This window comes from Curtobacterium sp. MCPF17_018 (genome assembly GCF_003234135.1).
GTDB classification, from domain to species: Bacteria; Actinomycetota; Actinomycetes; order Actinomycetales; family Microbacteriaceae; genus Curtobacterium; species Curtobacterium flaccumfaciens.
The window spans coordinates 123592-138564 of sequence record NZ_QKSJ01000006.1 but is presented as its reverse complement, the minus strand read 5'-3'; the positions used below and the strand labels follow the sequence as shown (position 1 = coordinate 138564).

15 protein-coding genes are annotated in these 14973 nt (G+C 68.7%); 10 read left to right on the top strand and 5 right to left on the bottom strand.

Features of this window, described 5'->3' with window-relative positions; genetic code table 11:
- Window positions 1-43: 43 nt before the first annotated feature.
- The 3 genes from DEJ27_RS09020 (at window position 44) to DEJ27_RS09010 (ending at window position 2949) form a co-directional block, all read left to right on the top strand.
- Window positions 44-1366: a carboxylesterase family protein gene (locus DEJ27_RS09020; protein WP_111090790.1), complete on the top strand. Its 1323-nt coding sequence runs from the start codon at window positions 44-46 to the stop codon at window positions 1364-1366.
- Window positions 1367-1444: 78 nt separating this feature from the next.
- Window positions 1445-2035 (top strand): TetR/AcrR family transcriptional regulator, encoded by a 591-nt coding sequence (locus tag DEJ27_RS09015; protein WP_110862002.1) that lies wholly within the window; start codon window positions 1445-1447, stop codon window positions 2033-2035.
- Window positions 2036-2508: 473 nt separating this feature from the next.
- Window positions 2509-2949 carry an NUDIX hydrolase gene (locus tag DEJ27_RS09010; protein ID WP_027466986.1) on the top strand — a complete coding sequence of 147 codons (441 nt, stop codon included), beginning with the start codon at window positions 2509-2511 and terminating at the stop codon, window positions 2947-2949.
- A gap of 9 nt (window positions 2950-2958) precedes the next feature.
- Here DEJ27_RS09010 and DEJ27_RS09005 read toward each other — a convergent pair whose 3' ends face one another.
- Complete coding sequence (locus DEJ27_RS09005) at window positions 2959-3327, bottom strand: VOC family protein (protein ID WP_111090819.1); 369 nt, start codon at window positions 3325-3327, stop codon at window positions 2959-2961.
- A gap of 54 nt (window positions 3328-3381) precedes the next feature.
- Here DEJ27_RS09005 and DEJ27_RS09000 point away from each other — a divergent pair, with 54 nt between their 5' ends.
- Window positions 3382-4023 carry a nucleoside/nucleotide kinase family protein gene (locus DEJ27_RS09000; RefSeq protein WP_111090789.1) on the top strand — a complete coding sequence of 214 codons (642 nt, stop codon included), beginning with the start codon at window positions 3382-3384 and terminating at the stop codon, window positions 4021-4023.
- 41 nt (window positions 4024-4064) lie between these two features.
- Window positions 4065-4898, top strand: a complete 834-nt coding sequence (locus DEJ27_RS08995; RefSeq protein ID WP_111090818.1) for an SDR family oxidoreductase — start codon at window positions 4065-4067, stop codon at window positions 4896-4898.
- Between the two features lie 109 nt (window positions 4899-5007).
- On the opposite strand, the gene DEJ27_RS08990 is transcribed toward DEJ27_RS08995, so the two are convergent.
- The 4 genes from DEJ27_RS08990 to DEJ27_RS08975 all read right to left on the bottom strand — a co-directional run bounded on the left by DEJ27_RS08990 (window position 5008) and on the right by DEJ27_RS08975 (window position 9261).
- Window positions 5008-6288, bottom strand: a complete 1281-nt coding sequence (locus DEJ27_RS08990; RefSeq protein WP_111090788.1) for a CynX/NimT family MFS transporter — start codon at window positions 6286-6288, stop codon at window positions 5008-5010.
- Window positions 6285-6959 (bottom strand): HAD hydrolase-like protein, encoded by a 675-nt coding sequence (locus tag DEJ27_RS08985; RefSeq protein ID WP_111090787.1) that lies wholly within the window; start codon window positions 6957-6959, stop codon window positions 6285-6287. Before DEJ27_RS08985 ends, DEJ27_RS08990 begins: the two co-directional genes overlap by 4 nt.
- 181 nt (window positions 6960-7140) lie before the next feature.
- On the bottom strand, window positions 7141-7836 hold the full coding sequence (nucS, locus tag DEJ27_RS08980) for an endonuclease NucS (protein ID WP_111090786.1): 696 nt from the start codon (window positions 7834-7836) through the stop codon (window positions 7141-7143).
- A 9-nt stretch (window positions 7837-7845) separates the two neighbouring features.
- Window positions 7846-9261 (bottom strand): MFS transporter, encoded by a 1416-nt coding sequence (locus DEJ27_RS08975; RefSeq protein ID WP_258370328.1) that lies wholly within the window; start codon window positions 9259-9261, stop codon window positions 7846-7848.
- 115 nt (window positions 9262-9376) lie between these two features.
- Between DEJ27_RS08975 and DEJ27_RS08970 the strand changes: the two genes are divergently transcribed.
- From DEJ27_RS08970 to DEJ27_RS08950, 5 genes are all read left to right on the top strand, one after another.
- The gene (locus DEJ27_RS08970; protein ID WP_111090785.1) at window positions 9377-10501 is read left to right on the top strand and encodes a substrate-binding domain-containing protein; all 1125 of its coding nucleotides are present in this window, start codon (window positions 9377-9379) and stop codon (window positions 10499-10501) included.
- 449 nt (window positions 10502-10950) lie between these two features.
- A complete protein-coding gene (locus DEJ27_RS08965; protein ID WP_181430127.1) occupies window positions 10951-11835 on the top strand; it encodes an SIR2 family protein in 885 nt (294 codons plus the stop codon).
- Complete coding sequence (locus DEJ27_RS08960) at window positions 11832-13580, top strand: ATP-binding protein (RefSeq protein WP_111090783.1); 1749 nt, start codon at window positions 11832-11834, stop codon at window positions 13578-13580. The genes DEJ27_RS08965 and DEJ27_RS08960 overlap by 4 nt, the downstream gene beginning before the upstream one ends.
- 273 nt (window positions 13581-13853) lie before the next feature.
- A complete protein-coding gene (locus DEJ27_RS08955; RefSeq protein WP_146238587.1) occupies window positions 13854-14129 on the top strand; it encodes a hypothetical protein in 276 nt (91 codons plus the stop codon).
- Window positions 14130-14196: 67 nt separating this feature from the next.
- Window positions 14197-14922 (top strand): hypothetical protein, encoded by a 726-nt coding sequence (locus DEJ27_RS08950; RefSeq protein ID WP_146238588.1) that lies wholly within the window; start codon window positions 14197-14199, stop codon window positions 14920-14922.
- Window positions 14923-14973: the final 51 nt, after the last annotated feature.

Below are 14973 nucleotides of genomic sequence, written 5' to 3'. Positions count from 1 at the left end.
TCACGTCCGCTCGTGTCGTCGCCGCACCGATACCGTGAACCCCATGCTCGACGCCACGCCCGCCTCGTTCGACACCCCCGCCGGCCGCATCGTCGGGACGGTCAACGGCGACGTGGTGCGGGTGCTCGGGATCCCGTACGCGCAGGCCGAACGGTTCGCCCCGCCGCAGCCGATGCCACCGTTCGCGGGCGAGCTGCACGCGTCCACCCCGTCGCCGGTCGCACCGCAGCCGCACGAGGAGTTCGTCGACCTGCTGCTCAACCCGATCCAGGGCATCGAGGTCGACGAGCACTGCCAGCGGCTCTCGATCACGCTGCCCGCCGACGTCCGTCCGGGCGAACAGCTGCCGGTGATGGTCTGGATCCACGGCGGCTCGTACGTCATCGGCGGCGGGGACCTGCCGATCTACGACGCCCGCGACCTGGTGACCGAGCAGCGCGTGATCGTGGTGTCGGTCACGTTCCGGCTCGGCGTGCTCGGGTTCCTCGGTGACGGCGAGACGATCCCGGCCAACCTCGGGCTCCTCGACCTGGTCGAGTCGCTCCGCTGGGTGCGCGCGAACATCGCTTCGTTCGGCGGCGACCCCGACCTGGTCACCGTCTTCGGGCAGTCGGCCGGCGGGGACGCGGCCGCGCACCTGATGATCAGTGCCGGCGCCGGAGGACTCTTCCGCCGCGCGATCATCCAGAGCGCTCCGCTCGGGCTGTCCCGCCGTCGGGCACGGATGAACCGCGCGATGGTCCGGGCGGTCGGCACCGTGCACGCCGACACCCCGCTCGAGGACCTGCTCGACCGTCAGGCGCTCGGCACCCGTGCCGCCGCGCCGTACGGGCTCGCCGCCGGCATGCCGTTCGGCACCCAGTACGGGTTCGCGCCGCTGCCCGCCGAGCGTGACCTCGACGCCGCGTGGAGCCGGGTCGCGCCCGAGGTCGACGTCCTGATCGGGTCCGGTTCGGACGAGGCCGGCATGTACGTGCCGCTCGTGCCGGGCCTGCGTCGGGTCACCCGGTCGCGGGTGCTGCGGTCGGCCCTGCGGTGGTGGGTCGTCCGTCCGCTGTCCGACGTCATCTACGGCCGCGATGCCCGACGGTTCACCGAACGGCACCGACGCGCCGGCGGGCGCGCGACCTCGTACCGACTGCACCGCGGTGTCACGAGCGCCCCGACCGGAGCCGTGCACATGAGTGACCTGCCGCTGCTGCTGGGTGGGCGCGAGGCCTGGGCCGGCACCCGGTTCGTCCCCGAACGCGACTGGCCAGAGGTCGAGCGCCGCGGCCGGGCCTTCCGCGCGATCTGGGCCGACTTCGCCCGCACCGGCGAGGTCCGGGCGCCCGACGACGAGACCCTGACGTTCGACCGCGGCTGACCCCGGAGCCGGCGATGGTGGCCGCGCCCCCTGAACTGGCGGTCGCGGGCTGCTGACCGGCCCCGCACAATCGTCAGCATGCCCACGACCGACGTCGACCTCCGCGCACGCATCGTCGCCGGGGCGATCAGTGCCTACCGAGCCGGGGACTTCCACCGCGTCGGGCCCGACGAGGTCGCCGAGCACGCCGGGGTCACGGCCGACGAGTTCCGTCGGGCGTACCCGATGTGGGAACTCCTGGTGGTCGCTGTCATGGACAAGTGGAACAACGGCAGCCGGCGCCAGCTCTGGCCCATCGCGGAGCGGGACGGCACGGTCGCCTACCTGCGAGCCCGGCTCGCTGCGGGCGTCGAGGACCCGGCCCTCGTGCGACTCCGGGTCGCCGTGCTCAGCGCCGCCTCGAACCCCGACCACCCCGCAGCCGGATGGTTCCGCAACCAGTACACGCGGGCGTTCGAGGACGTCACGCTCGCCCTGGTCCGTGACGTCGTCGCCGGCCGGGAGCCCCGCGGCGCATCGCCCCGGCACGCAGCCGAGCAGCTCATGGCGCTGTACGAGGGGCTCCAGCTCCAGTCCGTGATCCGCGACGACGGGGAACCGCTCAGCGCCTTCGACCGGGCGGTCGCCCGGATGCGCGTTGGCTGGGCAGCGGCACGCGTCGACGCCTGATCCGGGTCGGGCGAGCACGGCGGGTCCGTTGGCACCATGCGGGTCCGGGGCCTTGAGCGGCGAGCGGTCACGACTCCCCGCGCGTGCAGCGTCGCGCGGTCGCGTTGCGGCGTCTGGCGGTGTCGCAAGCAACGGTTTGTGACCGCTCGGCGGGCAGCCATCGGGGTGTCCTGACCGCGCGCCGGCGTGGACGTCCCGACGGCACGCCGGACGGCCGGGGAGGCCCGTGGCGGCGGCGACTCGCGCCTCCCGGCCCGCGGGGTGGTCGCGACACACCGCACGGGCTGCGTCGCGTGGTCACGTTCCGTCGCTTGCGGGCGGCGGGGCCGACGGTCCGTGACCGCTCGGCGTGCGGGCCGCGGGGGGTCGTGACCGGTCGGCGGGCTGGTGAGCGTCTGCACCACCCCGGTCCACGGCCTGGAGGCCCGGCGCGGCTGGCAGACGTCGGTGCACCCACCTGGCATGGTCGGCCCATGGAGTACACGGACTACGACACCCGGCTCGCCGCCTACGGCGTGATCACGGACGGTGACCGCGTGCTCCTGGCGAAGCTGCGCCACCCCGACGCGGGCACGTGGACGCTGCCGGGCGGCGGGGTCGAGTTCGACGAGACCGTCGAGCAGGCCGTCGTGCGCGAGATCCGTGAGGAGACCGGGTACGAGGCCCAGGCCGGTGCTCTGCTCGGGGTCCGGCACCACATCGTCCCCGCGGAACGCCGCATCCACGCCAACGGCCGGCCGATGAAGGCCGTGCAGGTGGTGTTCCGGGCGACCATCACCGGGGGAGCCCTGCGCCACGAGCTCGACGGCTCGACCGACGAGTCGCGGTGGATCCCCGTCGCCGAGCTCCCGCACCACCGCCACGGCCTGCTCGTGCCGATCGCCCTCGGCTGGGCGGGTGCCCTGTCCCGCTGACCGCTGGCGTCACTCCTCGATGACGCTGAGGACGTTGCCCGACGGGTCGCTGAACCAGGCGATGAGCGGCCCGCCCCTCCGGTTCACGCCCCGGTCGTCGGTCATCCCCTCGTACTGCAGGAACACGACGCCCTTCGCGGTGAGCTCGTCGACCGCGGCGTCGATGTCCGGCACCGGGAAGTTCAGTACGGTGAAGGCCGCGGGTTCGTGACCGGGGCCCTTCGGGTAGACGAGCACCTGGTGTCCGCCGCCGAGCTGCAGGAAGAGCATGCCGTGGTCCTCGGTGACCTCGACCCCCAGGACGTCCTCGTAGAACGCCTTCGCCTCGGGCACGTCGCGCACCGAGAACCCGCTGAACGCCTTCGTCGCATCGACCATGCGGCAAGTGAACCACCGCGGCCCGGCGTCGGTGCGCTCTGCGAGGATGAAGCCGTGAGCGACTCCGGCACGACCGTCGACCAGGCCGTCGAGCACGCCGTCGAACTGGCCCGTTCGAACCGCCGCACCGTGCTCGGGATCGCTGGAGCACCGGGCGCCGGCAAGTCCACGCTCGCCCGCCGCATCGTCACCGCAGTCGACGACCGCCTCGGTGCCGGTACGGCGGTGCAGGTCCCGATGGACGGCTTCCACCTGTCGAACGCGGCGCTCGACGCTCTCGGCCGGCACGACCGCAAGGGCGCGGCGGACACCTTCGACGCCGACGGGTACGTCGCGCTCGTCCGCCGACTCGTCACCGCCGACGAGGACGTGGTGTGGGCGCCGGACTTCGACCGTCGCGTGGACGAACCCGTCGCCGGCAGCATCGCGGTGCCCCGCGCAGCCCGACTCGTGGTGTCCGAGGGCAACTACCTGCTCGACGACACCGCACCGTGGTCGGCGCTGCCGGCGCTCTTCACCGAGACCTGGTTCTGCGCCGTCGCCGACGACGTGCGGCTCGACCGTCTGGTCGGCCGGCACATGCGGCACGGCCGCGACCACGACGCCGCCCGCGCGTGGGCGGTGGAGGTGGACGGCGTGAACGCCGCGAGGGTCGCGCCCACGGTGAGCCGGGCCTCCAGGACGGTGTGGACGTGACCAACGACGACAACCACGCGACACCGACACGAGGAGCGACCATGACCATCGCCATCACCGGCGCGACCGGCAACATCGGGGGCGCCGTGAGCGCGGCGCTCGCCGCGGACGCCGTGCCGTTCCGGATGCTCGTGCGCGACGCCTCGCGTGCGCCGGAGCTGCCCGGCACCGAGGTCGCCGTCGCGACCTTCGCCGATGCCGACGCGAGCCGGAACGCGCTGCAGGGCGTCGAGGTGCTGCTCATGGTCTCGGCGGCCGAGGCCCAGGACCGCCTCGACCAGCACCGGGCGTTCGTCGCCGCGGCGGCCGACGCGGGCGTGCGGCACGTCGTCTACACGTCCTTCCTCGGCGCGGCTCCCGACGCGACCTTCACGCTCGGACGCGACCACTGGGCGACGGAGCAGGCGATCCGCGAGAGCGGGATGGCGTTCACGTTCCTGCGCGACAGCTTCTACCTGGACTTCGTCGAGGACCTGGTCGGCGAGGACGGCGTGATCCGCGGCCCGGCCGGCGACGGCGCCATGGCCGCGGTGGCCCGTGCCGACGTCGCCCGCGTCGCGACCGCCGTGCTCCACGACCCGGACGCCCACCGCGACCAGACGTACGAGCTGACCGGCCCCGAGGCGATCACCCTCGCCCAGGCGGCGGCGATCGTGTCCGAGGTCCGCGGCCGCACGGTCAGCTACCACCCGGAGACGCTCGACGAGGCGTACGCATCACGTGCGCAGTGGAACCCGGAGCCGTGGCAGGCCGACGCCTGGGTGAGCACCTACACGGCCATCGCCGAGGGGGCGCTCGCGCACGTGTCCGGCGACGTCGAACGCATCACCGGGCGTGCGCCGATGTCCCTGCGCGAGGTGCTCGCCGCAGGCTGAGCCGCACGCGCGTGGCCGGCGCCGTGCTTCGTGGGCAGAAGGTGTCGGGTCGGCCGTGGGCACCCGACCGTTCCTGCTCACGAAGCGGTGCACGTGCCGATGTCCTCGGTCAGGACACCCGTCGCGCGGCGAACGTCCCGACGACACCGAGGGTGAGCACCGCGACGAGCACGACGAGCAGCGGTGCCGTCCAGGTCCCCGTCGCACCGTGCAGCGCACCGGCGACGAGCGGCCCGGCCGAGCCGAGCAGGTACCCGCCGCCCTGCACGAACGCGGACATCCTGCGGGCGTCGGCATCGCTCGAGACGATCCGCACGATCACGATGAAGATCACGGTGATGCCGCCACCCTGGGCAGCGCCACCGAGCACCGACCACAGCAACCAGAGCTGCGGGGCGAACAGCAGCCCGAGCGGCATCGCCAGCCACAGGGTGCCGACCAGGGCGATGATCGCCGCCGGACGCCACCGGGTCGCGAGCAGCGGGACACCGAGCGCCCCGACGACGGCCAGGATCTGGAACACCGACGAGCTCGCGCCCGACGACGCCTTCGAGAAGCCGATCTCGTCGTGCAGCAGCGTCGGGATCCACGCGGTCAGGGCGTAGTACGAGAACGCCTGACCGCCGAACGCCAGCGTCAGGCCCCAGGTGATGAGCCGTCGTGCCGGCCGGATGGGCTCGGCGGCGGCGACCCGTGCGGCCTCGGCGGCACGGGCGGTGTGGATCGCCCCGGTGTCGAGCACCTGGTCGATCGGGCCGGTGACGGGCAGCGGCTCGTCCCGCTCGGACGGGAGCGGGCGGCGCCAGGCCGCGCGAGCACCGACCGCGTAGGTCCAGGCAGCGACGGCGATGAGTGCGAAGACCGCCCAGATCGCGATGGCGACCGGCCAGCCCCACAGGGCTGCCAGGGGAGCGGTGCCGAGCGACGTGATCATCGACCCGACGTTGAGCGCCGACGTGTAGACGCCGGTGACCAGGCCGACGCGCTCCGGCGAGGTGTCCCGCCGGATGACCACCGGGATCACCACGTTGCCGATCGTGATGCCGATGCCGATGACGGCGGTGCCGATCAGCAGCGCCGCCGACGAGGGCATCGAGCGCAGGACGGTGCCGGCGAGCACGATGACGAGCGACAGGGACACCGCGCGCTCGGGGTCGGCCTTCGCGATGACCCAGCTGGCGAACGGCGTCGCGAGGGCGAAGCACAGCACCGGGATCGTCGTCAGCAGCCCGGCGATCGTCGCGGTCAGGCCGAGGTCGGCGCGGACGTCCCCGATGACCGGTGCGGTCGCGACGATCGGGCCGCGGAAGTTCAGTGCGATCAGGACGATGGCCGCCGGAAGCAGCCAGGCGGCCCCGCGGAGCCCCCGCCGGACGACGTCGCCGCTCATGCGGACGGTGTCGCGGACGGCAGCAGGATCGGCAGCAGGTCGAGCGGGGTGGCGGCGCGGGCGATGGTGCCCTCGGCCTCGTCGGGGGAGCCGTAGCCCCACTCGGCGAAGACGACCGGGACGCCGTGCACGGTGGCGCCCTCGACGTCGTGCTTCCGGTCGCCGATCAGCACCGGGCGGGTGATGTCGAAGCCGTGGGCCTCGAGTCGTCGCAGTGCCTCTTCGACGACGTCGGCCTTGCTCGACCGCACCTCGTCGTCGCTGGCACCCGTGATGATGTCGATGTCCCCGGTGAGCCCGTAGTGCTCGAGGATGTAGGTCGCCGGCGTCTCCGGCTTGCTCGTCGCCGTCGAGATCGGCAGCCCCGCCTGGTGCAGGGTGCGCAGCACGACGTCGATGTCCGGGAACATCTCGGAGTCGAGCGCCCCATGCGAGAAGTAGTGCTCGCGGTACACGGCGAGGGTGTGGTCGGCGAGCTCCTCGTCCATGCCCATCGCGACCCGGAACGTGTCCATGATCGGCGGACCGACGAACGACATCAGGGTGTCGTGGTCCGGCACCGGGACGCCGACGGTGCGGAAGGTGTGCGTCAGGCTCTCGAGGATGCCCGGCGCGGAGTCGCTGATGGTGCCGTCGAGGTCGAACAGGATGGCGGAGAACGGGCTGGTCATGTCCTGTCCACCCTAGCCGGGCCGTGGCGGCGACCATCCGGGATCCGTCGGCGGCGGGGCGGGGGTGCGCCGTGCCTCCAGGCCGGTCCGTCCGTTCGGAACCAGGTTCCGGACACAGAACCGTGGACAAGCGCGGTGTGGTGTCCGGAACCTGGTTCCGGGGGGGGCGGACGTGGTCCGCTCAGAACAGGCGGGTGTGCCCGCCCTCGATGCCGCGCATCGCGTCGTAGTCGAGCACGAGGACGCGGATGCCGCGGTCCTCGGCGAGGGTGCGTGCCTGCGGTGCCACCGTCTGCGCCGCCAGCACGCCCTGCACCGGACGCAGGTGCGGGTCGCGGTTCATGAGCTCGAGGTACCGGGTGAGCTGCTCGACCGCGTCGATGTTGGCGTTGCGCTTCATCTCGACGGCGACGCTCGCTCCCGCGTCGTCGCGGGCCAGGATGTCGACCGGCCCGATCGCCGTCATGTACTCGCGGCGGACCAGGGTGTGGCCCTCTCCGAGCAGCTCGATCTGCTCGGCCAGGAGTTGCTGCAGATGCGCCTCGACGCCGTCCTTCACCAGGCCCGGGTCGACGCCCAGGTCGTGGGTCTCGTCGGCGATGACCTCGTACAGGGAGACGATGAGCTTGTCCTGCGTCTTCTTCTGCGTGACCGTCCACACCTGCGTGATGCCGGCGCTTGACTGCTCGTCGTCCGGCTCGGTGATCTCGATCGAGCAGGGCGGGCTCATCCAGTTCAGCGGCTTGTAGCTGCCGCCGTCGGAGTGCACGAGCAGGGAGCCGTCCGCCTTGAGCATGAGCAGGCGGGTCGCGAGCGGCAGGTGGGCGGAGAGCCGGCCCGCGTAGTCGACGGAGCACCGGGCGATGACGAGACGCACCCCGGAAGCCTAACCGGCGTCGTGGCTCCGGGCCGACGGCACGTCGGTGCGGGCACCGCCACCGTCGACGTCGTCGCTGCTGTCGCGGGTGCTGGCAGCGTCGGTTGCGGTGGCAGCGGTGGCAGCGGTGGCAGCGGTGGCAGCGCTGGCAGCGCTGTCGGCCTGGAGGCGCGGCTCGCCTCCGCCGTCCACGTCGCCCGTGCTGCGGGTCGGGCGGGCGGCGGCGCCGGTCTCACGAGCGGCGCCCGACGCGAGTCCGGCCGCGATGATGAACACGAAGACGATCAGCAGCCCCCCGAGCAGGCCGATCTCCTCGCCGAGGAACCCGATCAGCGGCGGACCGGCCAGGAACGCGACGTAGCCGATCGTCGCGACGGCGCTGACCCTGGCGGCGGCGGTGCGGGGGTCATCGGCAGCGGCGGACATGCCCATCGGGAAACCGAGGCTGGCACCGAGACCCCAGAGCACGACGCCCACGATCGCGAGCGGCACGTTGTCGATGAAGATGAGCATGCCGAGGCCGACCACCGCGACGGCGGCGCTGATGCGCAGGATCGGCACGCGGCCGAACTTGTCGATCAGCGGGCTGCCGGCGACGCGGCCGGCGGTCATCGCGGCGAGGAACACCGTCAGCACGGCAGCCCCGCCGGCGTTGTCGAGCCCGTGGCCGTCGATCATCGCGAGGGGCAGCCAGTCGTTCGCGGACCCCTCGGCCAGCGCCATGCCGAGCACGATCACGCCGATGAGCAGGGTGGAGGGCTGTGCCCAGACCTGCCAGCGGGTGAGCGGGGTCGCGATCGGGCTGGTGTCGGTCGACACCGGCTGCTCGAAGCGGTGCTCGTCCTGGAACTTCGTGACGGCGACGAGCATGGCGGCGCTCGTGATGACGACGAGCACGATGAAGTGCCACGACACCGGGATCTCGAGCTTCTCGGCCAGCGCACCGAGGCCCGCGCCGGCGAGCGTGCCGAGGCTGAACGCGGCGTGGAACAGCGGCATGATGGTGCGCCCGCCGGCCTTCTCGGCGGCGGCGCCGGAGACGTTCATCGACACGTCGCACAGTCCGTTGCCGAAGCCGAACGCGATGAGCGCGATCCAGATGGCGGCGAAGCCCCACCCGAGCGTGACCGCGACTCCCGCGAAGACCATGCCGACCGCCAGGCACGCCGCAGCCACCTGCACGCCCCGGCGAGCACCGAGCTTGGCGACGATGTGGCCGGCGAAGGTCAGACCGCCGATGGAGCCGACGGCCATGCCGAGCACGAGCAGACCCATCTCGAACGTGCTCGCCCCGAGGGAGTCGCGGACGCTCGGGATCCGGCCCAGCCACGTCGCGATGTCCAGCCCGGACAGGGTGAACACCACGAACACCGCGATGATCCAGGCCTTGGTGGTCGGGACGGTTCGGGTGGACGGCGTCGTCATGGTGGTTCCCATCGTGCTGCGGCGCGCTCGGTGCTGCGCGTTCTGGTGCGTGTCTGTGCTGGTCTTGCGGCTGTCGAATCGATTCGACTGTTCGTTCCGGCTACGCTAACGGGCGATGGACGAACCGGCAACAGGACCCGGCGCGTCGCCTTCCCGTGGCGGCGTCACCCGCTCGTCGCGCCCGACGCTCGCGGCGGTCGCCCGTGCTGCCGGTGTCGCGCCGTCAACGGCGTCGCTCGCCTTCAGCGGTCTCGGCCCGGTGTCCGAGGACGCCAAGGCCCGCGTGCTCGCCGCCGCCGCCGACCTCGGTTACGGCGGCCCCGACCCCCGTGCCCGATCGCTGCGCCGCGGTCGTTCCGGCGTCATCGGCGTCGTGATGGACGAGCGCCTGAGCGATGCGTTCCGTGACCCGGTCAACGTCCTGACGCTCGACGGCATCGCCGAGGTCGCGGGCGCTGCTGGTGCCTCGTTGCTGCTCGTGCGGAGTCCGCTCGATGACGAGCAGGGCGCCGGCCCGCTGGTCGACGCCCCGATGGACGCCGTCGTGCTCGTCGGGTGCAACGTGCGGATCGACCCCGCCGTCGCGGTGCTGCGGCGTCGGCAGATCCCCGTCGTCGCAATCGAGGCGGACGAGATCGAGGGCGCTGTCCCCGTCCAGCTCGACAATCGCGATGCCTCATGCCGTGCTGCCGCCTACCTGCAGGACCTCGGGCACTCCGCCGTCACCGTCGTGACCCTGCCCCTCGACGCCGCACGCCGACGCGGCCCGATCGACGCTGCTCGCCAGGCCGAGGGCATCGCCTTCACTACGCTCGAACGACTGCGTGGTGTGCGAGAGGTCTACCCGGACGCCGTCGCGATCGAGACCGCCGGGAGTTCGGTGGAAGAGGGGCGTCTCGCCGGCACCGAGCTCTTCGCCCCGGACGGCCCCCGCCCCACCGCCGTCATCGCGCAGAGTGACCTGATCGCCGTCGGGGTGATCTCGGCCGCACTCGACGCCGGACTCCGTGTCCCCGAGGACGTCAGCGTCGTCGGCTTCGACGGCATCACGGTGGACGACAGCCTGCTCCACCGCACCCCGATCCGGCACCTGACCACCCTGGTGCAGCCGTTCGTGCAGAAGGGCCAAGCCGCAGCCCGTGCCGCCCTAGCCATGCTCGCGGGGGCGGAGCCGCAGCCGGCGTCGTTCACCTCGGAGTTGCGGGTGGGGGACACGACGGGGCCGCCGCCTTCGGCCTGAACCGAGTTCAATCGCGTCACCGACGATCGGAATGGATTCGCTACTTTGACGACGCCAGATGCCGAGGTGCTGGTGCTGGTGCTGGTGCTTACACGCTCGCGCTGGCCGGGCGGGGTGATGAAGCAGTGCCCGAGGCAGAGATTGACTTGCTAGCCGCGCTGGCTTGTATCCACAGGGCGAATCAAAGCGCGCCGAGAAGAAACCAATCCCTACGCTGAGCTAAGGTCACAACACAGCGTCGTGTTGCAGCTCGCACCGCGGACTTGGCGGGCAGGGGAGATTCATTGACGACCACCGACGAAGATGACATCTATACGTACGTGCAAGATCTGTTTCGGCCCGGGCTAGTAATCGTTGTCGGGTCGGGTGCATCTAGCGCGTACGGACTGCCCGGGATGGGAGCATTGGCGGCGCACCTACGCGCGACGGTACCGGCTCCGGTGAGTAGGATGTCCGACGATTCAGAACGTGAATGGGAGCGGATTGCAGCGCGTCTCGAATCTGGCAGCGATCTCGAATCCGCCCTTGCAGGTGGGACCTTACCCGATGAATTAGTCGACCTGATTGCCGCTCAAATAGCCGACTGCATCGGGGCGAGCGAAGGGGCTGCTCTGGCACAGATATTGAACTCTAGCCGCGAATCTGCTTTCGGCCGTATGCTTAAATTTGCCTTGAGAGTGGAACCCGCGCTGAACGTCGTCACCACCAACTACGATCGACTTATCGAAGTGCACGCTGCGCGCAGTAACCTGCCTATAGACACAATGCACTACGGTCACACGGTGGGGCGGCTCGATCCAGAACGCAGTCAGGATGAGCTCCTGTATCGTCGAACCGTTGCCGGACGCGGGGTCAAGTCTATTACTAGCCTCCGTCCACACGTTCGACTGTCGAAGCCACACGGAAGCCTCGACTGGTTCAGTCAAGGGAACGAACATTTCCGCAGTGATCTGCAGCTTGAGGGGTCTCGGCGTATTATCGCGCCAGGAGGCAACAAATACCGTCTCGGCTATGACGCGCCGTTTGATAGCCAACGCGAGCGTGCTAACAGTGCAATCGACGCGGCAAAATCGCTTTTGTTTATTGGCTATGGTTTCAACGACGACCACTTGCAGACTCACCTGGCTCCTGTTCTTCCGCGCGTGCCTGTCGCAATAGTCAGTCGTGGCTTGACTCCCGCTGCTAGTAGGCACCTCAGTCTGACCTCGTCGGGTCTCGCGATTGAATCCGACGAACGAGGAGGGTGCAAGGTGACAAGAAGTGCGACGATGTCATATTTGGACGCTCCGCTTTGGAAGTTAGAAACTCTTGTAGAAAAGGTGCTCGGCCTATGACAAACGACTGGACTCTAGATTTTCTCGAAGACGAAGCGCTTGGGCGAGCATTTCGAATCGATACAGCAAGCGTTTGGGCCGAAGCTGTTGACCATGTGCGACTGACTCGGATTGCAGTAGGAAGCCTCATCGCCTTTCAGGGGCCGAGTGCTTCCGAGTTCTTGATCGGTGTCCTGGATCGAGTGACACGCGATCTCCAGGACGAAGCGCTCGTTGATGATGCTGACCAGGATGGGGTGATCCCAGTTGAGGTCCGGCAGCGCGATCTACTTCGGGTGGTTTTGCTCGGAACGTATCGAACCGTTGACGGGGCGAAGAAGAACACCTTCAAGCGTGGAGCTGACAGCTATCCAATGGTTGAATCGCTTTGCTGGGTCCTGGAGGGTGAGAATCTTCAGAAGCTCATGGGATTGCTCACGCAACAGTTGGAGCCGGAAAAGCAACTCCAACTTGGTACTTTTGTAGCGGATCGTTCCGCTAAGGCGGTCGCCGACGGGGATCGACTGTTCCAGCGGCATGCGGCACTTCTCGGTAGCACCGGATCTGGTAAGAGCTGGTCGGTCGCTCTGATTCTTGAGCGCGCGAATACTTTGCCCTTCCCGAACCTCATTGTCTTCGACATGCATGGCGAGTACGCACCGCTCACTGAAGGCGAGGAAGCGGTGGCGCTAGGGCTCCGGATCGCTGGCCCGGGTGATCTCGGTAAGGCAGGCGCGGAAGGTGACGGTGCATTGTTCTTGCCCTGGTGGCTGCTAAATCAGGAAGAGACTCAGGCTCTTTTGCTGGACAGATCTGAATTCAATGCTCCGAATCAGGCTGCAAGGTTGATTCACCACATTAGAGAACTTAAGCAGGAACGTCTAGTCGCCGCTAATAAGACTGAACTGGCTGCTCGCTTTACTGTTGACAGTCCTTTGCCCTTTTCGCTGGACGATCTCATCGATCGACTGGATCAAGACGACAAGGGTACGGTCCCAGGTGCCAATGCCAAGGACAAGGCGGGGCCCTTCAATGGGAAGCTTACTCGATTAGTGGAACGAATGCGGGCTCGCACCCAAGACCGCCGCTATGGGTTCATGTTTTCCCCTCCAGCCGAGGCGTCTGAATACGATTGGCTTAGCCAGCTGGCCAAAAAGCTTCTCGGTACCGGCCGTGGTATCAAGGTCATCGACTTCAGCGAGGTCCCGAGCGACGTGTTGCCGATCGTAGTAGGCGTTCTAGCACGGGTGCTGTATGAAATCCATTTCTGGACGGCTGAGGAAAAGCGGACTCCCGTAACCCTCGTTTGTGACGAAGCACACTTGTACTTGCCGGTTGGCCCTGCTGATATCGCTGCGCAACGAGCGCTGGATTCATTCGAGCGCATTGCGAAGGAGGGGCGCAAGTACGGAATATCACTCTTGGTTGTGAGTCAGCGACCATCAGATGTTAGTCACACCGTTCTCTCGCAGTGCAACAACTTCATCGTCTTGCGACTGACAAACGACCAGGACCAAGCTGTCATTCGCCGGTTGATGCCTGACAGCATGGAGGGGCTCACGGCGGCGCTTCCCCTCCTCGACGTCGGCGAGGCGCTCCTGCTCGGTGATGCGCTCGTGCTTCCTACGCGGATCAGGCTGGACCCGCCGAAGGTGAAGCCCATAAGTGCTACCAAAGACTTCTGGACAGATTGGGCGAACCTGGCAGTAGAAGATGATGACATTGAAGCGGCGGTGGAAGCGATGCGTAGACAGTCCCGTGGCTGATCAATCGGAGGGAGAATGCGGTGTTCGTGATCAGCTGTAGAGGCGAGGCGGACGTCACCTCTGATCTTTATCCGATTGCTTAGTCCGCGGTGCTTCGCTGATGCGCGTGCGCGAATGGGAACCGGCGACCGAATCCAGGGTGACCTGCCGCGAGCGTCCAGCGGCGAGCGGCGAGCGGCGAGCAGCGACGCCGCAGACACGAGTACGTGCTCCAACGCCTGGTCGAGCATCGATGCCAGCGTCGCCAGGGTGAAGGCGGCAGCGTGGACAGCGGTGTCGTGTTCCGATGACGTCACCTGCGCCGAGATCATCGATGTCGCCGGATCCGGCGCGATCGACGACGCGTTCCAGGGCGGCGCAGTCGGACACCCGCGGCACGGACACGTGCACGAACTCCACCTGACCGCTCCCGGATGTGCGGTGTTGATCGACGCGGAGGTCGTCATCGACGCCGTCGAGCAGGAGGTCACGCGCGTCCTCGGAACCGACGGAGCGCAGCAGCTGCGAAGCCAGCTCGAGCTGCTGACGCGCACCATCGGGACTCCGTGAGCTGACCGCCCAGGAGCATCAGGGCGGCCACCGGATCCTCGGAGTCGGAGCCACCTCGGTCCAGTACGTGAGCGCCTGCACGAGTACCTACACCGACGCCTCCAGGAGGATCGACAACGGGTTCTCCGGCGGCGGCACCGGAGTGCTCGGCCCTGTCAGTGCCTACGCACGCGACACACCTGCTGCTCGTGCGGATTACAAACTAGACGGTGATATACAGGAGGGCCTTGCTGCCCCGCGAACGGAGTTCTCCATGTCACGATTGCCCACCATCATCACCACCTCCACACTGACGGGTGCGTTGCTCGCAGGGGTGTTCGCCGGTCCAGCGCAGGCCGCTCCGGCCTCGCCGGACTGGACGGTTGACGGGATCACGATCACCGGGATTCCAGCCCTGTCCGCGAAGTCAGCGCCGACGAGGTCCGACGTGTTGGACTACGTCGCGACTCACCAGACTGCGGTCACCTCGGATGCCGAGTCGGGTGAGCTCATCGCAGTCGCACCCGTTGGCGCGGCGACCGGTCGCATCAGCGAACGCAACACGTGCAAGAGCGGGGATGCCTACTGGGCGGCTGCGGCGACCCCGTACACGAACAACTGCTTCTACGGTTCTGCCGGCAAGTGGACCTTCTCATCGAAGGGTACGAAGTCGTACCGCTTCCGGACCGGGAACTACTCTGCACGCGGCGCGTGGTTGATCGACGGAACGACGAAGTGGGGTGTCCGTCAGGCACCCGGGTCGGTGAACACCCTCACTGGTACCGCTTGGGTGAAGGGGGCTCAGATCTACTGAGCGCCAGTCGTTTCGCGGACGGCCCCGTTCCCCTGTCGGGGCTGGCGCCGC